At 69.2% G+C, this 16,380-nt stretch carries 18 protein-coding genes and 1 riboswitch; of the genes, 12 read left to right on the top strand and 6 right to left on the bottom strand.

Annotation, left to right across the window (positions count from 1 at the left end; translation table 11 throughout):
* Positions 1 to 18 precede the first annotated feature (18 nt).
* Entirely contained in the window at positions 19 to 807 is a 789-nt protein-coding gene (locus ACWEOI_RS03510; RefSeq protein WP_433670067.1) for an SDR family oxidoreductase, read from the bottom strand.
* A gap of 139 nt (positions 808 to 946) precedes the next feature.
* Here ACWEOI_RS03510 and ACWEOI_RS03505 point away from each other — a divergent pair, with 139 nt between their 5' ends.
* The 3 genes from ACWEOI_RS03505 to ACWEOI_RS03495 all read left to right on the top strand — a co-directional run bounded on the left by ACWEOI_RS03505 (position 947) and on the right by ACWEOI_RS03495 (position 2,343).
* Complete coding sequence (locus ACWEOI_RS03505; protein WP_433670069.1) at positions 947 to 1,576, top strand: TetR family transcriptional regulator; 630 nt, start codon at positions 947 to 949, stop codon at positions 1,574 to 1,576.
* A 95-nt stretch (positions 1,577 to 1,671) separates the two neighbouring features.
* A complete protein-coding gene (locus ACWEOI_RS03500) occupies positions 1,672 to 2,136 on the top strand; it encodes a DUF2752 domain-containing protein (RefSeq protein WP_357087566.1) in 465 nt (154 codons plus the stop codon).
* Between the two features lie 18 nt (positions 2,137 to 2,154).
* Positions 2,155 to 2,343, top strand: a complete 189-nt coding sequence (locus ACWEOI_RS03495; RefSeq protein WP_433670070.1) for a hypothetical protein — start codon at positions 2,155 to 2,157, stop codon at positions 2,341 to 2,343.
* A 15-nt stretch (positions 2,344 to 2,358) separates the two neighbouring features.
* On the opposite strand, the gene ACWEOI_RS03490 is transcribed toward ACWEOI_RS03495, so the two are convergent.
* On the bottom strand, positions 2,359 to 3,672 hold the full coding sequence (locus ACWEOI_RS03490; RefSeq protein WP_452358837.1) for an aminotransferase class V-fold PLP-dependent enzyme: 1,314 nt from the start codon (positions 3,670 to 3,672) through the stop codon (positions 2,359 to 2,361).
* 55 nt (positions 3,673 to 3,727) lie between these two features.
* A riboswitch (SAM riboswitch) is annotated at positions 3,728 to 3,841 on the bottom strand.
* A gap of 367 nt (positions 3,842 to 4,208) precedes the next feature.
* Between ACWEOI_RS03490 and ACWEOI_RS03485 the strand changes: the two genes are divergently transcribed.
* The gene (locus ACWEOI_RS03485; protein WP_433670073.1) at positions 4,209 to 4,877 is read left to right on the top strand and encodes a biliverdin-producing heme oxygenase; all 669 of its coding nucleotides are present in this window, start codon (positions 4,209 to 4,211) and stop codon (positions 4,875 to 4,877) included.
* A 154-nt stretch (positions 4,878 to 5,031) separates the two neighbouring features.
* Positions 5,032 to 5,664 carry a LysE family transporter gene (locus ACWEOI_RS03480; RefSeq protein WP_433670075.1) on the top strand — a complete coding sequence of 211 codons (633 nt, stop codon included), beginning with the start codon at positions 5,032 to 5,034 and terminating at the stop codon, positions 5,662 to 5,664.
* A gap of 2 nt (positions 5,665 to 5,666) precedes the next feature.
* Here the strand turns inward: ACWEOI_RS03480 and ACWEOI_RS03475 are convergent, their stop codons facing one another.
* The 3 genes from ACWEOI_RS03475 to ACWEOI_RS03465 form a co-directional block, all read right to left on the bottom strand.
* The gene (locus ACWEOI_RS03475; protein ID WP_433673215.1) at positions 5,667 to 6,131 is read right to left on the bottom strand and encodes a flavin reductase; all 465 of its coding nucleotides are present in this window, start codon (positions 6,129 to 6,131) and stop codon (positions 5,667 to 5,669) included.
* A gap of 149 nt (positions 6,132 to 6,280) precedes the next feature.
* Positions 6,281 to 6,754 carry a YbaK/EbsC family protein gene (locus ACWEOI_RS03470; protein ID WP_452358836.1) on the bottom strand — a complete coding sequence of 158 codons (474 nt, stop codon included), beginning with the start codon at positions 6,752 to 6,754 and terminating at the stop codon, positions 6,281 to 6,283.
* 41 nt (positions 6,755 to 6,795) lie between these two features.
* Positions 6,796 to 7,110 carry a 2-oxo-4-hydroxy-4-carboxy-5-ureidoimidazoline decarboxylase gene (locus ACWEOI_RS03465; RefSeq protein ID WP_433670078.1) on the bottom strand — a complete coding sequence of 105 codons (315 nt, stop codon included), beginning with the start codon at positions 7,108 to 7,110 and terminating at the stop codon, positions 6,796 to 6,798.
* A 149-nt stretch (positions 7,111 to 7,259) separates the two neighbouring features.
* On the opposite strand from ACWEOI_RS03465, the gene ACWEOI_RS03460 reads away from it, so the two are divergent.
* Both ACWEOI_RS03460 and ACWEOI_RS03455 read left to right on the top strand, forming a co-directional pair.
* Positions 7,260 to 8,081 carry a crotonase/enoyl-CoA hydratase family protein gene (locus ACWEOI_RS03460; RefSeq protein ID WP_433670080.1) on the top strand — a complete coding sequence of 274 codons (822 nt, stop codon included), beginning with the start codon at positions 7,260 to 7,262 and terminating at the stop codon, positions 8,079 to 8,081.
* 123 nt (positions 8,082 to 8,204) lie between these two features.
* Positions 8,205 to 9,860, top strand: a complete 1,656-nt coding sequence (locus ACWEOI_RS03455; protein WP_433670082.1) for a DHA2 family efflux MFS transporter permease subunit — start codon at positions 8,205 to 8,207, stop codon at positions 9,858 to 9,860.
* Between the two features lie 47 nt (positions 9,861 to 9,907).
* Here the strand turns inward: ACWEOI_RS03455 and ppa are convergent, their stop codons facing one another.
* Positions 9,908 to 10,399, bottom strand: coding sequence for an inorganic diphosphatase (gene ppa, locus ACWEOI_RS03450; RefSeq protein ID WP_040802838.1), 492 nt, complete (start codon positions 10,397 to 10,399; stop codon positions 9,908 to 9,910).
* A gap of 134 nt (positions 10,400 to 10,533) precedes the next feature.
* On the opposite strand from ppa, the gene dacB reads away from it, so the two are divergent.
* The 5 genes from dacB to ACWEOI_RS03425 all read left to right on the top strand — a co-directional run bounded on the left by dacB (position 10,534) and on the right by ACWEOI_RS03425 (position 16,206).
* Positions 10,534 to 11,994 carry a D-alanyl-D-alanine carboxypeptidase/D-alanyl-D-alanine endopeptidase gene (gene dacB / locus ACWEOI_RS03445; protein ID WP_452358835.1) on the top strand — a complete coding sequence of 487 codons (1,461 nt, stop codon included), beginning with the start codon at positions 10,534 to 10,536 and terminating at the stop codon, positions 11,992 to 11,994.
* A 13-nt stretch (positions 11,995 to 12,007) separates the two neighbouring features.
* Positions 12,008 to 13,081: a zinc-dependent metalloprotease gene (locus ACWEOI_RS03440; protein ID WP_433592577.1), complete on the top strand. Its 1,074-nt coding sequence runs from the start codon at positions 12,008 to 12,010 to the stop codon at positions 13,079 to 13,081.
* 112 nt (positions 13,082 to 13,193) lie between these two features.
* Positions 13,194 to 14,327: a tRNA lysidine(34) synthetase gene (locus ACWEOI_RS03435; RefSeq protein ID WP_452358834.1), complete on the top strand. Its 1,134-nt coding sequence runs from the start codon at positions 13,194 to 13,196 to the stop codon at positions 14,325 to 14,327.
* Positions 14,328 to 14,380: 53 nt separating this feature from the next.
* The gene (gene hpt, locus ACWEOI_RS03430) at positions 14,381 to 14,938 is read left to right on the top strand and encodes a hypoxanthine phosphoribosyltransferase (protein WP_357087534.1); all 558 of its coding nucleotides are present in this window, start codon (positions 14,381 to 14,383) and stop codon (positions 14,936 to 14,938) included.
* Between the two features lie 380 nt (positions 14,939 to 15,318).
* Positions 15,319 to 16,206 carry a LysR family transcriptional regulator gene (locus tag ACWEOI_RS03425; RefSeq protein ID WP_357275660.1) on the top strand — a complete coding sequence of 296 codons (888 nt, stop codon included), beginning with the start codon at positions 15,319 to 15,321 and terminating at the stop codon, positions 16,204 to 16,206.
* The last annotated feature ends 174 nt before the right edge of the window (positions 16,207 to 16,380 follow it).

Raw genomic sequence — 16,380 nt, 5'->3', positions numbered from 1 at the left:
CTCCTGGGGCGCGGCGGATTACAGGTCGGGGATGGGGAGGGCCAGGTTGGGGGCGTCGATGCCGCCGTCCACCTCGAGCACCTTGCCGGTGATGTAGCCGCCCGCGCGGGAGCTCAGGTAGACGATGGCGGCGGCGATCTCCCACGGCTCGCCGAGGCGGTGCAGCGGGGTGGCGTCCTCCATCTGCTGCTTGATCTCCGGTTGCTGCGCAACGACTTCCAGTGCCGAGGTGAGCACCGAGCCGACCGCGATGGCATTCACCCGGATACGCGGGGACAGGTCGGCGGCGGCCAGCTTGGTCCAGTGCGCGAGCGCGGCCTTGGCGGTGCCGTAGGCCAGGAAGCCGCGGCCCGCGCTGATGCCCATGCGCGAGGAGATGCTCACGACCGAGCCGCCGCCGCGCTTCAGCATGTACGGCACCGCGGCCTGGGTGAGGGCGTGCGCGGTCGACACGTTGAACCGGAACGCCTCCTCCAGGAACTCGGGGGTGCTGGTGAGGAAGGTGTTCGGCATGGTGCCGCCGACATTGTTGACCACGATGTCGATGCCGCCCAGTTCGGCGGCGGCGGTCTCGGCCAGCGCGGTGACGGCCGAGAGGTCCGACAGGTCCGCGGGGACGGTGACGCACCGGCGGCCCAGCGCGCGGATCTTGCCGGCGACCTCGTCGAGCTGGGCGGCGGTGCGGGCCGAGATGGCCACGTCCGCACCGGCTTCGGCGAGCGCTAGGGCGGTGGCGGCGCCGATGCCGCGGCCCGCGCCGGTCACGACGGCGACGCGGCCGTCCAGTCGGAAGGTGTCCAGGATCATCGCTAATTCAGTCCTTCGAGGGTGACGACAGTCACTCGACACTTTTAAGCATTAGTTCTTAACCGTCAAGGACAAGTTCTTTATCCCCAGGTGAACGGCTACAGTGCAGACTGTGGACAAGGAGGGTGGCGGTACTCGAATGGCAGTCACGGGGGCGCGCGAGCGCATCATCCTGGCGGCGGAACAGCTGATCGCCGAGCGCGGACCGGCGGTGCCGCTGCGCGATATCGCCGCGGCCGCCGAACAGCGCAACAACTCCGCGGTCCAGTACCACTTCGGCTCCCGCGACGGGCTCATCGAGGCGGTGGTCGAACACCGGCTCGCCACCCTGGAGATCCGGCGCCTCGAATTGCTGGCCGAACAGGCCGGCACCGGCGTGACCAGCGTTCACGACCTGCTCGAAGCACTGGTCATCCCCATGCTCGAACTGGGGGACCGGCACGGGATCCACCATTACGCGCGCTTCCTCGAACAAATCCACACCCATCGAGCCGTCACCGATGCCGCGAATCTGGCCTCCGCCCAGCGCACCTCGGTCCGCGTGATCATGCAGCAGCTCGATCGGGAACTCGCCGACCTGCCGAAACGCTTGCGGCTGCGGCGGTTGCGCGCGCTGCCGACCGTGCTGTTCGCGCTGCTCGCCGATCACGAACGCGCGGTCGAGGCGGGCAAGGTCGCCGCGGGGGATGTGGATGCCTGGGGAGAAATCGTGGACATGCTCGCGGGCGCGCTCACCGCCCCGGTCGTGGAACGCGCCCCGATCCGCTGAGGCCGCAACACAATCGGATGTGACCCAGCGCGACCGGGGTGCGAAGTTCGGCGCGACCTGGCAGGTGGGCGGCGGCCCGGCTACCGTTGATTCTCGTGGACACCACGGCAGCAGTACCGACGGCGGGAGCCGAACCAGGGCCGACGCGCCCGCGACGGCTCGGCGTCGGACTCCCGCTGCTGAGCGGCGCGGCCGTCGCCGGCGGCCTGGCGCTGCTGCACTTCCGGGACCCGCACGTGCAGGGGGCCTACGGGTTCTGCCCGTTCTACGAACTGACCGGGTACTGGTGTCCCGGCTGCGGCGGCCTGCGCGGCCTGCACAATCTGACCGATGGCCGGTTCCTCGACGCCATCCACAGCAATGTGCTGCTGTTGCCGTTGACGCTCGGCTTCCTCGCCTGGTGGGGCACCTGGCTGGTGCGCGCCTGGCGGGGCCGGGCGACGCCGCCGCGACTACCGCGGATTCTGCCCAGGTCGGCGATGTGGATCGCGGTGGCCTTCCTCGTCGTGTTCACGGTCGTCCGGAACACGCCGTGGGGTACGTGGATCGCACCCGTCTAGGCGGAGGATGCTCTTGCTATGAGCGAATCGCTGAAGGAGCGGGTTCGGAACAAGCTGATCCGCCAGCTCGACGAGGACGGACCGCCCGATCCGGAGCGGCAGGACACCCGGCAGGTATCGGTCCAGAACGATCTGGACCTGCTCGAAGCCGTCAGCGAGGACGACCCTTTCGTCGAGGAGCTCGCGGCTCGCTACATGGTGCCCTGACCCGCTCCGCGCGACTCAGAATCCGCAGGGTGCTCCGCCGTCCGCGGAACCGCCGAAGGGCCGGGTTTCCGGGATCGGGTTCCAGTGGCCGTCGGTGCGGGCGTAATCCCAGCTCGGACCGTGCTCGACCAGGGTGGCGACGGCGTCGATGAGGCGGTCCACGTCGGCGGCGGTGGTGCCGAGTCCGATGCTGGCGCGCAGCGCCGCGTCCACCCCGAGCCGCGACAGCAGCGGGTGCGCGCAGAACCGTCCGTCGCGCACACCGATCCCGTGTTCGGCGGAGAGGTACGCGGCCACCTGGCCGGGCTCGAAGCCGTCGACCGTGAACGCGACGATGCCGACGGCGTCGGTGCTGTCGCGCCACACGCGCAGGAAGTTCACGCCCGGAACGGTTTTCAGCCCGTAGCGCAGCCGGTGGGTGAGGTACTGCTCGTGCTCGACGACGGTGGTCTCGTCCAGGTCGGCGAGCGCGTCGCAGGCGGCGGCCAGGGCGGCCACCCCGAGCACGTTCGGGGAACCGGCCTCGTGGCGCTGCGGCGCGGGCGCCCACTCCACGCTGTCGGCGGTGACCGAGCGCACCGCGCCGCCGCCCGCCAGGTACGGCTCGGCGGCGTCGAGCCAGTCCCGGCGGCCGACCAGGACGCCGGCGCCGAACGGCGCGTACGCCTTGTGCCCGGAGAAGGCCAGGTAGTCGATGCCGGTGGTGCGCAGGTCGATCCGTCGGTGCGGGGCCAGCTGGGCGGCGTCGACCAGGATGCGGGTGCCGCACTGGTGCGCGATCCAGGCCAGCCGTTCCAGCGGCAGCAGTTCGCCGGTCACATTGGAAGCGCCGGTAACCGCCAGCAGCGCAGCGGGTTTCGAGCACAGTTCGGCGACCAGTCGCTGGATGGTCTCCTCGATGGTGTCGGCGACCGGCACCACGCGGCGGCCGTGCCGGGTCCAGGGCAGGAAGTTGGCGTGGTGTTCGACATCCAGCACCACGGTGTCGCCGGGCACGCACGCGGCCAGCAGGTTCAGCGAGTCGGTGGTGTTGCGGGTGAAGACCACCACCTGGTCGTCGGCGGCGTTGAGGAAGCGGGCGACGGAGCCGCGGGCCGATTCGTAGCAGTCGGTGGAGACGCGGGAGGCGTATCCGGCGCCGCGGTGCACGCTGGCGTAGAACGGCAGCAGGTCGGCGACCCGGTCGGTGACCTGCCGCAACGCGGGCGCGCTGGCGGCGTAGTCGAAGTTGGCGTAGCCCGTGGTCCCGCCCTGGACCAGCGGAACCCGGAGGTCACAGCCGGACACGGTGGCGAGGGGAGCACAGGTCTGGTCGGCGAAAGCGGTCATCACAAATCCCATCGGATTCAGGGGACACGCGATCGGAAAACAGGAATCGATCGTGAGTCCGCGCTTGCCGCGCCCGGTCGGGCGACGGCCCGGTCGTCACCCGGAGCACCCCGCCGCGGTGGAGGGTTGCCGACCAGCTAGCCGGGGCTTAGCGCTGGTACTCATGACCTGAGTGCGAGATTGGCAGACGCGTCGCGGGCTTGTCAACCCTGCCCGGCCCGGCCTGCCGGGTCAGATCTTCACGGCGGAGACGCAGCGTTCGAGGCCGGGGACCGTTCGCCGCCGCGGCCGAGGGGCTTGGTGCTCTTCGACTACTTCGCCCGGGCCGCGGTGGCGCTGCGGCGGACCGCACACGACCTCCAGGCCCGCTGAGAACCTGTGACCAACGGCACCGGCGAATCGGAAAAATCATCCGAAAGTTGGAGTGGGTGGGCCGCAAAGTTCGAATCGCGCGATCGTTGCTGGGGCGTAGGGTCGATGAGGAAGTTAGGGTAGCCAAAGTGGTGCCCCCGGAGTTGACCACGAGGAGCCCGACCATGTTGGACACGGACACCGCCGCCGCCCCGTTCTCGACGCTCATTCGCACCGCGACCGAGCAGCAGCACAACGAGGCCGAGCACTCCACGTTCATGCGTGACCTGCTCACCGGCCAGCTCGGCGTCGAGGCCTTCCTCCGCTACACCGGCCAGCTCTGGTTCGTCTACGAGGCCCTCGAAAAGCATTCCGCCACACTGGCATCCGACTCCGTCGCGGGCCCGTTCGTGAAGCCGGAACTGGCGCGCCTGGCCGCGCTCGAGACCGACCTGGCCCACCTGGGCGGCGCGAACTGGCGCGACGAGCTGCAGCCGCTGCCGGCCACCGCCGCCTACGCCGCCCGCATCGAAGAGTGCGCGCAGGAGTGGCCGGCCGGGTACGTCGTCCACCACTACACCCGCTACCTGGGTGATCTCTCCGGCGGCCAGGTCATCCGCGGCACCGCCGAGAAGCTGTGGGACCTGCCCAAGAAGGGCGACGGCGTGCGCTTCTACGTCTTCGACGAGATCACCAATCCGGCCGCGTTCAAGCGCGAGTACCGCGAGGCCCTGGACCAGCTTCCCCTCGAAGGTCCCGAAGTCGATCGCGTGCTCGACGAGGCGCGACTGGCGTTCACGATGAACACCGATCTGTTCCGTGAACTCGGTGCGGAGTTCGGCGCGCGGAACTAGAACACCGTCACCAGAGGCCGTCGCGCTCCGTCCACCAGGCGGGGGCGGCGGCCTTCGCCGTGCTCGGGGGCGCACCGTTGGCCCTGCTCGTCGGGGGCAGGGTCAGCGATATCACCCTTGCGTCGCGTCGCCGCGATGGGTTGCCATGGAGGGCATGAGTCTTCCGCTGCTGTTGAGTTTCGCGGGGTTGTGCGTGCTGCTGGCGCTCACACCGGGTCCCGATACCTTTCTGGTGCTGCGATTCTCGATGGCCGGACCGCGACCCGGGATCGCGGCGGCGGTGGGCTCGGCGTTCGGCGGGATCGTCTGGGCGACGGTGGTGGCGGCCGGAGTGGCAGCGTTGCTGGAACAGTCGGCGACCGCGTATCGCACGCTGAAGGTGATCGGCGGAATCTACCTGCTGTACCTGGGGATTCGGGCGCTGGTCGAGCATCGGCGCGCACGGAACGCGGAGGCCGAGCCGGAGGTGACGGTCGCGCAGGGCACGCCCGCGTCGATGCGCTCGGCGTTCGCTGCCGGATTGCTGTCCTGTGTTTTCAACCCGAAGGTGGGGTTGTTCTACCTCGCGGTGCTGCCGCAGTTCCTGACCGAGGTGACCTTCCTGAACACGCTCACCCTCGGCGCCATCGAATCCAGCATCGCGGCGATCGAGATGATCCTGCTCGCGGTGGCCGCCGCCCGCGCGGTCACGCTGTTGAAGCGGCCGCGGATCCGGGCCCGGCTGGAACAGGCGAGCGCGGCCATCCTGGCGGCGCTGGGTATCGGCACCGCGGCCTCGGCGGCCTGAGGTCAGTCGGCGATCTCGGCGCGGTGATAGGCGCCGTTGTAGTACACCAGCGGGCCGGCCGCGGGCGAGCTCTCGGTGTTGTCGTGCACCTGCGTGACCAGTCCGATCACCAGCGTGTGATCGCCGACGGGGATCAGCTGGTGCACGGTCGCGCGCACCCAGATCGGGGTGCCGTGCAGGACCGGTTCGCCGGAGCCGAGCGTGGCCCACAAGGACTTGTCGGTGAAGCGCTCCTCGGCGGACCGGCTGAACCGCTGCGCCAGATGCTTCTGATGTTCGCCCAGGAAGTGCACCACCACCGATTCGGCCCCGAGCATGGCCTCGATGCTGGAGGAGGTCTCGGCGATATTGAACGAGATGAGCGGCGGCTGCGCCGACAGTGAGGCGAACGAGGTCGCGGTGAATCCGACCGGACCCTGCGCGGAGTTCAGCGTGACGATGGTGACGCCGGCCGGATAGTGCCGCATGGCGGCACGGAACTGCTGCGCGGTGATGCCGCTCAGGTCGTCGGGCACGTGTAACTCGGCGCCGGGCGTCGGAGAATCGGTCACGTCAAGAACCTACGTGGTCGCGGGCCCAGGTATTCCACGCCGGCGGAAAACCCCGTCGACGGCGGTCAGTCCACGTCGATGGCCAGGCCCGCGGTGATTCGGCACAGCTCGCCGAAGGTCGTGCGGAACAGGGTGTTCGGATGCCCGCCCGCCGCCCACAGCTCCTGGTACTGGGCCAGCGCGTTGTCGACGAAGGTGGGCAGGTTGGTGGGGTGCCCGAGCGGCGCGACGCCGCCTATGGGCTGCCCGGTCACCTCCTGGACCATGGCCGCGGGCGCCCGGCTGAGCGTGCCCTCCAGACGTTGCCCGGTGCGCGCCAGATGCACCTGGTGCGCGCCGGAGACGAGCAGCAGTACGGGGTCGTCGTCGAGCAGGAACACCAGGGATTTGGTGATGGCCCCGATGGTGACGCCGACCGCGTCGGCCGCATCGCGCGCGGTGGGGGTGGGTGTGGGCTGGGTGATGATCACCCCGTGATGGCCGCGCGCGATCAAGGTGTCGGAAACCTTCGACGCGACCGGTGGCAGGGACCTGCGCATGGCAACCAGGGTAGAGCGATTGCGGTGGATGTGCGGGGGGATCAGTAGTCGGGGTAGCCCTCCTCGGGGCCCAGCATCGTGGTCAGGCGGTTGGACACGATCGGGGCGAGCTCCTCCACGGTGCGCTCCGAAACCGGCTGGTGCGCACAGGAATCGAAGACCCGTTCCAGATCGACGGCGGACATGGCGCGCAGTTCCGCGGCCGCCGCGGTCTGCAACGCGGCGTGGCCGGGGTAGGGGCGGCCGTCGGCGATCTTCTGCGCCCAGGTGACATTGCAGCAGCATTCGTACAGGGCATGAATCGCGCGATGGCGGGGGAGCGCGTTGAAGCGGTCGAGGCCGATTCCGTGATGCATCATCGTGACCTCACACACAGGAGGAGCAGTTTGTGCGGACGCGATAATCGTCCGCCTCCCCGTGTGGTGAAAACGGTGGGACGCAGCAGATTTAGCACAGGGTTTACACCGGCCTACCTACTCGCGGGTAACCCCTATACGCTGGACCGATGACCGAATGGAAGGCTTTCGAGGTCGAAAGCAAGGACCACATCGCCCAGGTGACACTCACCGGTCCCGGCAAGGGCAATGCCATGGGCCCCGACTTCTGGCGCGAGCTGCCGATCATCTTCGGTGAGCTCGACGCGAACCCCGACATCCGGGCCATCGTGCTCACCGGCTCCGGGAAGCACTTCTCCTACGGACTGGACCTCCCGGCCATGAGCCCGCTGTTCGGGCCGCTGCTGGCCGACAAGGCGCTCGCCGGGCCCCGCACCGACTTCCTCAAGCACGTGCGCAGCATGCAGGACTCGGTGACCGCGGTCGCCGACTGCGTGAAGCCGGTGATCGCGGCCATCTCCGGCTGGTGCATCGGCGGCGGACTGGACCTCATCGCCGCCGCCGACGTCCGGCTGGCCAGCGCCGACGCCAAGTTCAGCCTGCGCGAGGCCAAGGTGGCCATCGTGGCCGACATCGGCTCGCTGCACCGGCTGCCGGGCATCATCGGCGAGGGACACGTACGCGAACTCGCCTACACCGGCAAGGACATCGACGCCGCCCGCGCCGAGAAGATCGGGCTGGTCAACGACGTGTACGCCGACCAGGAAGCCGTGCTCGACGCCGCCTACGCCATGGCGCGCGAGATCGCGGCCAACCCGCCGTTGGTGGTGCAGGGCATCAAGGACGTCCTGGACCAGCCCAAGCGCGGCAAGATCGCCGACGGGCTGCGCTACGTCTCCGCCTGGAACTCGGCGTTCCTGCCCTCGGAGGACCTGACCGAGGCCATCCAGGCCGTCTTCGAGAAGCGGGACCCGCAGTTCAAGGGTAAATAGCAACTCTCGTGGCTCTCAGGGGCTTTCGCCCCTGGAACCCCCACCCTTCGGGCCCGGTCCCGAAAAGGGACCCCATGCCTCCGGTTCCCGGCCTATCGTTTTGGTCGGGGCTGGAGGTATGGCATGGCGACATCCGAAGTGGGCGAAGCGACCGGCGAGGGCGGCTTCACGCATCGGCAGATATTGGTGATCCTCTCCGGGCTGCTGCTGGGCATTCTGCTCGCGGCGCTCGATCAGACGATCGTGTCCACCGCGATCCGCACCATCGCCGATGACCTGAACGGGTATTCGCTACAGGCCTGGGCGACCACCGCGTACCTGATCACCGCGACACTGGCCACGCCCCTGTACGGCAAGCTGTCGGACATGTACGGGCGCAAGCCCTTCTACCTGGCCTCGATCACCATCTTCGTGACCGGCTCGCTGCTGTGCACGTTCGCGCAGTCCATGTACGAGCTGGCGGTGTTCCGGGCGCTGCAGGGGCTGGGCGCGGGCGGGTTGATGTCGCTGGCGCTGACCATCGTCGGCGATATCGTGAGTCCGCGCGAAAGGTCCAGGTACCAGGGGTATTTCCTGGCCGTGTTCGGCACCTCCAGCGTGATCGGGCCGGTGCTGGGCGGGCTGTTCGCGGGGCAGCACAGCATTCTGGGGATCGCGGGGTGGCGGTGGGTGTTCCTGGTGAACGTTCCCATCGGATTGTTCACGCTGGTGGTGGTGACCCGCGTGCTACGGCTGCCGCCGCGCGAGAAATCCCGTGACCGCGTGGACTATTGGGGCGCGCTCGCCTTGATCGTCGCCATGAGCCCGCTGTTGATCGTGGCCCAGCAAGGGCGCGAATGGGGGTGGAGCAGTGGGAGATCCGTGGCCTGCTACCTCATCGGGGCGCTCGGCGTCGCCGCGTTCGTGCTGATCGAGCGCGCGCTGGGGGACGCGGCGCTGATCCCGCTGCGCATCTTCGCCAATCGCACCTTCGCGCTCGGCGTGGTCATCTCGTTCGTGGTCGGCGCGGGCATGTTCGGCGGAATCCTGTTGCTGCCGCAGTATTTGCAGGCCGACCGGGGCGCGAGCCCGATGCTGGGCGGATTGCAGATGATTCCCATGGTGCTGGGGATGATGATCGGTTCGGTGCTGTCGGGCCAATTGATCTCGCGCACCGGGCATTACCGGATCTACACACTGCTCGGCGCGGCCATGATCACCCTCGGGCTTTTCCTGCTGCACTATTTGCAGGCCGATACGGCGTTCTGGGTCGTGGTGCTGTTCATGTTGTGCGTGGGATTCGGGCTCGGCAATCTCATGCAGCCGCTCATCGTGGCCTTGCAGAATGCGTTGCCGCCCAAGGACATGGGTGTGTCCACCGCGTCGGCGACATTCTTCCGGCAGATCGGCGGCACTCTCGGCGCGGCCGTATTCCTGTCCATCCTCTTCGACCGGCTGGGGCCGAATATTCGCACTCAACTGGAGACGTCCAGCACCGATCCGGCTTTCCAGAAAGCCGTGGTCAACGCCGCGCACGACGGAAATCCGGTGGATATGCGGCTGGCGCAGGGATTCCTGAATCACGACACCTCGGCGGCGCAGGGCGTGCTGAAGGACAGTTCGATCATTCAGAAGCTGAATCCCGTTCTGGCGCATCCGTTCAAGGTCGGATTCGCGGATTCGCTGTCCACGGTTTTCCTGACGACCTCCGCGGTCGCTCTGGTCGCGTTCGTGCTGGTGCTGTTCTGGAAGGAAGTCCCACTCCGCACCACAGCGGGAGTGGATTCCGTTCCCGAATAAAGCGAAGGGCGGCACGGAAATCCGTGCCGCCCCGCACTCGGCGTGACCTAGTGGCCGCCCTGCTCCTTCAGACGGGCGTAGGCCTCGTCGACGAGCTTCTCGGCCTTCTCACGGCCCTCCCAGCCCTCGACCTTGACCCACTTGCCCGGCTCCAGGTCCTTGTAGCGCTCGAAGAAGTGCGCGATCTCCTTGCGCTGGAACTCCGGGATGTCCTCGACGTCCTGGATGTGGTCCCAGCGCTTGTCCTTGTTGGGGACCGCGACCAGCTTCTCGTCGGTGCCGGCCTCGTCGCTCATGATGAGCACGCCGACCGGGCGGGCCTCGACCAAGACACCCGGGAACACGGGCTCGGGCAGCAGGACCATGCAGTCCAGCGGGTCGCCGTCGCCGCCCAGGGTGTTCTCGATGTAGCCGTAGTCGGCCGGGTACATCATCGGGGTGTACAGGTAGCGGTCCAGCCGCACGCGTCCGGTCTCGTGATCAACCTCGTACTTGTTGCGCTGACCCCGGGGGATCTCGATGGTGACGTCGAACTCCACGTCATCTCCTTCTTCGGTGGGCGGTAAGGCTGCCGACTCGCCAGCACGTTCGGGGGAACGACTGCGCAACGAGGATAGTGTGGACCGCGGTAGAGCCATCAGCCCCACCACAGGTATCAGGGAGACAGCGGCAGGTGTTTGGTCGGAACAAGCAGAACATCGGTGGTCTGGAGGCCAAGCGCCGACGCAGAACCTGGATCGTGGTGTCATCGGTGCTGGTCGTCATGCTGGTGGCCGCCACTGCCGTGGTGCTGATCCTGAAGCCCTGGACCGAGGAGTTCCAGCACGGGGGTTTGACGATTGCCGACCCGCCCGCGCCGGTGAAACCGATCCCGCAGGTCGCGCCCGCCCCCGAGACCGCGCCCGCGGCGAGCACCGCCGGTCTGGCGGCCGCGCTCGCGCCGGTCGTCGGCAACCCGGACCTCGGCGCGTTCGCCGCCTCGGTGTCCGATGGGGACACCGGCAAGGTGCTGTGGACGCTGGACCCGGACAAGGCGATGATCCCGTCCTCCACCGCCAAGATCCTCACCGTCGCGGCCGCCCTGCTTGCGCTGCCCGCCGACCACCGGGTCACCACCAAGGTGGTGACCGGCGCGGCCCCCGGCGAGATCGTGCTGGTCGGTGGCGGCGATCCCACCGTCACCGCGCAGCCCGACGGCAAGGGCTACTACCCGGGCGCGCCGCGCCTGCAGGACCTGGTCGCGCAGATCAAGGCCACCGGACAGCGGGTGGACTCGATCACCGTCGACACCTCCGCCTACCCGGGACCGAACTTCGCGCCGGGCTGGGACGCCGCCGACATCGGGGGCGGCTCCATCGCGCCCATGGACGCGGTGATGATCGACGGCGGCCGCCTGGACCCGCTGGTCGAATACTCGCCCCGCACCGCCACTCCCGCCCTCGACGCGGGCCGCAGGATGGCCGCCGAACTGGGCGTGGACGGTGCGAAGGTGAAGGCGGGCAGCGCGCCGGCGACGGCCACCCAGCTGGCCGCGGTGCAGTCCGCGCCGCTGCGGGACCGCCTGCTGCAGGCCATGGTGCACTCCGACAACGTGCTGGCCGAGGCCATCGGCCGCGAGGTCGCGGTGGCCGGCGGGCAGGAGGCCTCCTTCACCGGCGCGGTCACCGCCCTGAACACCGTGCTGCAGGCCGCCGGATTCGACCTCGCCGGCCTGAAAATGGCCGACAACAGCGGACTCTCGACCGACGACCGGATCCCGCCGCGCCTGCTCAACCGGGTGCTGACGGTGGCCGCGCTGCCCAACGGCGCTGCTCCGCAAGGCAATTCGACCGTCGATCCGGCCGCGGTCACCACCCCCGGCTCCCCGCTCGCGCCGCTGCTGGACTATCTGCCGGTCGCGGGCGGCACCGGCTCGCTGGCGAGCCGTTATGTGGACCGCGATCGCGAGGGCGCGGGTTGGATCCGGGCCAAAACCGGAACTCTGTCCGTATCGAGTGCGTTGGTCGGTTATGTGCTGGACCGTGACGGACGCGTCCTGACGTTCGCGCTCATGTCGAACGATCGGCCGCCGGAAGTGAGCCGACCCGCGCTGGACGCCGTCGCCAACGCACTGCGCAACTGTGGCTGCTCCTGACGGGTGGATGAACATGACCGGATCCGACAACCCCGCCGCCCCCGCCCGTACCCGGACCACGCTGACCGGGTCGGTGGACTGGAACGTGGCCGCCCGCACCGGCGCGGCCCTGGTCCCGGCCGGGCCGCGCACCTCGCGGTACTCGGCCGAGCACGCGGTCGCCGAACTCGCCGCCGCCTCGGTTCGCGCCGAGGCGCCGGTGCGTGAGGTCAGCGGGCTCGACGACGGCTCGGTGGTGCCCGACGCGCTGATCGTGGACCGGCCGGGCTGGATCCGGGCCGCCGCCGACTCCATGGCCCAGCTCACCGGCAGCGGCATCGAACCCGGCGAGAAGGGCAAACTGGTCGGCAAACCGGCCGGACTGCAGGCCGGGGCCATGCTGGCCTTCCTGTCCACCGCCATCCTCGGCCAGTACGACCCGTTCACCGGGCCGGACGGCACGCTGCTGCTGGTGGCGCCCAACATCATGGCGGTGGAACGCGCACTCGGCGTGCCGCCCAGCGACTTCCGGCTCTGGGTGTGCCTGCACGAGGTCACCCACCGGGTCCAATTCTCGTCCGCCCCTTGGATCGCCGACTACATGCGCCGCAATGTCGAGACCCTGGGCGAGGCGGGCGACGAACCGCTCGCCGACATCCTGGCCCGGCTCGCCGACGCCGTGAAGGAACGCCGCCGCGGCGTCGAGGACCCCGCGGGCGGCGTCATCGGGTTGCTGCGCGCCACCCAGGCCGAACCCCAGCGCCTGGCCCTGGATCGACTACTCATGCTCGGCACCCTGCTGGAAGGCCACGCCGACCACGTCATGGACGCCGTCGGCCCGGCCGTGGTCCCCTCCGTCACCCGGATTCGCGCGGCCTTCGATCAGCGCCGCAAGCGGCCCGCCAACCCGATCCAGCGCCTGCTGCGCGCCCTGCTCGGCATGGACGCCAAGGTCGCCCAGTACGTGCGCGGCAAGGCCTTCGTCGACGAGGTGGTCGACACCGTCGGCATGGCCCGCTTCAACACCATCTGGACCGAACCGGAAACCCTGCCTCGCACCGACGAGATCGGCGAACCGCAACGGTGGGTCACCCGGGTCCTGGGCTGATCCCCGGCCCCCGTCCCTCCGGAGCGCTTGCGGCACGCCGGAATTCGGGACGTACCCGGCAGGAATCCTCGCCGCACGGCACCGCGCCCCGGCCGCGTGCGACGATCGGGGCGTGAACGAACGGCCCCGACTACCCGAGACGCGCGCCGCGCTGGAGCTGCGCCGCGCCGTCCGGGAGTGGCTGGGCCGCTACGCGCCCGAGGGTGTGGTCCGGGTGGCCCTCTCCGGCGGCGCGGACTCGCTGGCCCTGACCGCCGCCGCTTGCGCCGAAGCCGACGTGGTCGACGCGCTGATCGTGGACCACGGCCTGCAGGACGGCTCGGCCGACGTGGCGGATCGCGCCGCGGCCACCGCGCTGGGCCTCGGGTGCCGGTCCGCCAGGGTGCTGCGCGTTCAGGTCGAGCGCAGCGCACCGAACGGGTCGATCCGGTCGGTGCGGTCGGCAGATCCGACCGCGCTACTTGCAGCCGAGAACGGGTCGACGCTGGAGGACGGGCTCGTTCCGGCGGCGGAGTGGGCGGCCGGGGAGGAACCGGCGGGCAGCGGTCTCGCGGGCGACAGGTTTCCGGGCGGGCCCGAAGCGGCTGCGCGGCGAGCCCGATACGACGCGTTGCGAGCGGCCCGTGAAGGCAAGCCGGTGTTGCTCGGGCACACCCTCGACGACCAGGCCGAGACCGTGTTGCTGGGCCTCGGTCGCGGGTCGGGGGCGCGATCGATCAGGGGGATGGGGGAGTACGACGAGCCGTGGGGGCGGCCGCTGCTCGGGGTGCGGCGGCGCGTGACCCGGGAGCTGTGCGCGGACCTGGGGCTCGAGGCCTGGGAGGATCCGCACAACAGCGCGCCGGAGTTCACCCGGGTCCGGCTGCGCGCCGAGGTGCTGCCGTTGCTCGAGGAGGTGCTCGGGGGCGGGGTGGCCGAGGCGCTGGCGCGGACGGCGGTGCAGCTGCGCGAGGACTCGGCGGTGCTGGACGCGCTCGCCGGTCGGTTGCTGGCGGCCGCGCGGGCGGGCGACGGGCTGGGGATCGAGACGCTCGCCACTGCCGAACCCGCGATCCGGCGCCGCGTCATTCGCGCGTGGCTGCTCGAACGTGGCGCAAAATCATTGACGGACAGCAATTTACGCGCGGTGGAAGCGCTGGTCACGCGGTGGCGTGGGCAGGGCGGGGTCGCGGTGGGTGGTTCACCCAGCGGGACCAGGTTGGTTGCCGCGCGTGAACATGGCAGGCTCATACTCGGGTCGGAGTGAACCCGTTCATTGCAAGAGTCACAGTCGGGTCGACTGAAGGGAAACCAGCGGACGTGTACGGGGACGACATCGCGTCGGTGCTGATCAGCGAGGAAGAGATCGCCGCCAAGGTCGAGGAACTGGCCGAACTGGTCGCCAAGCGGTATCCCGCCGATGCCCCCGAGGGCGACCTGCTGCTGGTGGGCGTGCTCAAGGGCGCGATCTTCTTCATGACCGACCTGGCCAAGAAGCTCACCGTGCCGACGCAGATGGAGTTCATGGCCGTCTCGTCGTACGGCTCCTCCACCTCGTCCTCGGGCGTGGTGCGCATCATGAAGGACCTGGACAAGGACATCGCCGGGCGCAATGTGCTGATCGTCGAGGACATCATCGACTCCGGCCTGACGCTGTCGTGGCTGCTGCGCAACCTGTCCAGCCGCAATCCGGCCTCGCTCGAGGTCGTCACGCTGCTGCGCAAGCCCGACGCGTTGCGCACCCAGGTGGACGTGATGGCCGTCGGCTTCGACATCCCGAACGAGTTCGTGGTCGGCTACGGCCTCGACTACGCCGAGCGGTACCGCGATCTGCCTTACATCGGCACCCTGGATCCGAAGGTCTACGGCGGGGAGTAACCGCCGCCTCACCGGGTCGAAAAACAGGCCGCCTTCCACTGTGGGAGGCGGCCTTTTTGCTTCTATGTGACCAAACTCACTCGATCGGCTGGTTTGGGGTGTGGGCCGGGGCGGAGCGTTGTTGCTGAAGGTCAGCGCTCGGATCGCTTTCGGATCGCAGACCGACCAAGATCACGAATCAATGCTGGTCAAGCGTCCGTTCCGAGGCGCTTGGGGGAGTGCTGGCAAATGGCCAGGAATTCGCGAGTCCGGTTAACGGAATGTTGAACTGGCGTCATATGCTGTCCGTAACAAACCTGACGGCTGTTTTCTGATCCTGTTGCAAACTTTTGGGTCGGATACGGCTGGAAAATCAAGACCGATTCTGATAGCAAGGGGCTATGGACCCGCATTTGCGCGACCTGCGGTATTTCGTCGCCGTCGCTGAGGAACTTCATTTCACCAACGCGGCGCAACGCCTGCACATCGCTCAACCCACCCTGTCACGACAGATCCGGCAGTTGGAACGCCAGCTGGACGTCGTGCTGTTCGACCGCAACCAGCGCAGCGTGGCCCTGACCGTCGCCGGCAAGGAACTGCTCGAAGGCGCCCGGAAGATCCTCGAACTCTGGGAAGTCACCAATGTCGCCCTGCAGGAGGCCGGTGAGGTGCTGCGCGTCGGCATCCAGTCCTCCATCGGCCGCGGCCTGATCACCGACCTGGAGAGCGCCAGCGGCCACCGGCTCGCCCTGCACTCCGCGTCCTGGACCGACCCGTCCAGCGGCCTCGCCGGCCGCCAGGCGGATCTGGCGCTCATGTGGCTGCCCGTGCCCGACACCAGCCGCTACCGCTGGCAGGTGCTGCGTACCGAGCCGCGCTGGGTGCTGCTGCCCGAGAACCACGCCCTCGCCGGCCAGGAGAGCATCGACTTCGCCGACCTGATCGACGAGCCCTTCGTCGCCATGCCCGCCGAAGCCGGTGCGGCCCGCGACTTCTGGCTCGGTGCCGACTCCCGCGGCGGCCGCCAGGCCAAGATCGGCGCGGAAGCCGCCACCGCCGAGGAACGCCTCGAGGCGGTCAGCCTCGGCCTGGGCGTCTGCCTGCTGGCCGAGAACAACGTCCCCATGTACCGCTGGCCGGGCCTGACCGCCCGCCCGGTGACCGGCCTGGCCCCGTGTGAACTCGCGGTCGCCTGGCGCGCCGACGACGACCGCCCGACCATCCTCGAGTTCGCGGCCCGCGTGCTCGACGGCGGCTTCGCCGAACAGGAACCGCTCGCGGCCGTCTAGGCCCGAGGGAAGGACCGTCCGGGACGGGCGGCGGCAGTGGGTCGGAGGTTGCCGCGGTCCGTACGGGCAGTGTGGGACCGGCACAACGGGGTGCGGGATCGACACGACGACAGCGCCGCGTCACTTCGGTGACGCGGCGCTGTCCTGTGTCCGGGGACGGTCAGGAGACGGGGC

This window comes from Nocardia sp. NPDC004340 (assembly GCF_053602575.1).
Note: the sequence above shows the minus strand (reverse complement) of the source record. Positions and strands in the feature narration are given on the sequence as shown.

What these genes read in the sequence shown, in the direction of transcription:
- ACWEOI_RS03510 (WP_433670067.1), bottom strand. Translation starts at nt 807, where the DNA reads ATGATCCTGGACACCTTCCGACTGGACGGCCGCGTCGCCGTCGTGACC.
- ACWEOI_RS03505 (WP_433670069.1), top strand. Translation starts at nt 947, where the DNA reads ATGGCAGTCACGGGGGCGCGCGAGCGCATCATCCTGGCGGCGGAACAG.
- ACWEOI_RS03495 (WP_433670070.1), top strand. Translation starts at nt 2,155, where the DNA reads ATGAGCGAATCGCTGAAGGAGCGGGTTCGGAACAAGCTGATCCGCCAG.
- ACWEOI_RS03490 (WP_452358837.1), bottom strand. Translation starts at nt 3,672, where the DNA reads ATGACCGCTTTCGCCGACCAGACCTGTGCTCCCCTCGCCACCGTGTCC.
- ACWEOI_RS03485 (WP_433670073.1), top strand. Translation starts at nt 4,209, where the DNA reads ATGTTGGACACGGACACCGCCGCCGCCCCGTTCTCGACGCTCATTCGC.
- ACWEOI_RS03480 (WP_433670075.1), top strand. Translation starts at nt 5,032, where the DNA reads ATGAGTCTTCCGCTGCTGTTGAGTTTCGCGGGGTTGTGCGTGCTGCTG.
- ACWEOI_RS03475 (WP_433673215.1), bottom strand. Translation starts at nt 6,131, where the DNA reads ATGCGGCACTATCCGGCCGGCGTCACCATCGTCACGCTGAACTCCGCG.
- ACWEOI_RS03470 (WP_452358836.1), bottom strand. Translation starts at nt 6,754, where the DNA reads ATGCGCAGGTCCCTGCCACCGGTCGCGTCGAAGGTTTCCGACACCTTG.
- ACWEOI_RS03465 (WP_433670078.1), bottom strand. Translation starts at nt 7,110, where the DNA reads ATGCATCACGGAATCGGCCTCGACCGCTTCAACGCGCTCCCCCGCCAT.
- ACWEOI_RS03460 (WP_433670080.1), top strand. Translation starts at nt 7,260, where the DNA reads ATGACCGAATGGAAGGCTTTCGAGGTCGAAAGCAAGGACCACATCGCC.
- ACWEOI_RS03455 (WP_433670082.1), top strand. Translation starts at nt 8,205, where the DNA reads ATGGCGACATCCGAAGTGGGCGAAGCGACCGGCGAGGGCGGCTTCACG.
- ACWEOI_RS03440 (WP_433592577.1), top strand. Translation starts at nt 12,008, where the DNA reads ATGACCGGATCCGACAACCCCGCCGCCCCCGCCCGTACCCGGACCACG.
- ACWEOI_RS03425 (WP_357275660.1), top strand. Translation starts at nt 15,319, where the DNA reads ATGGACCCGCATTTGCGCGACCTGCGGTATTTCGTCGCCGTCGCTGAG.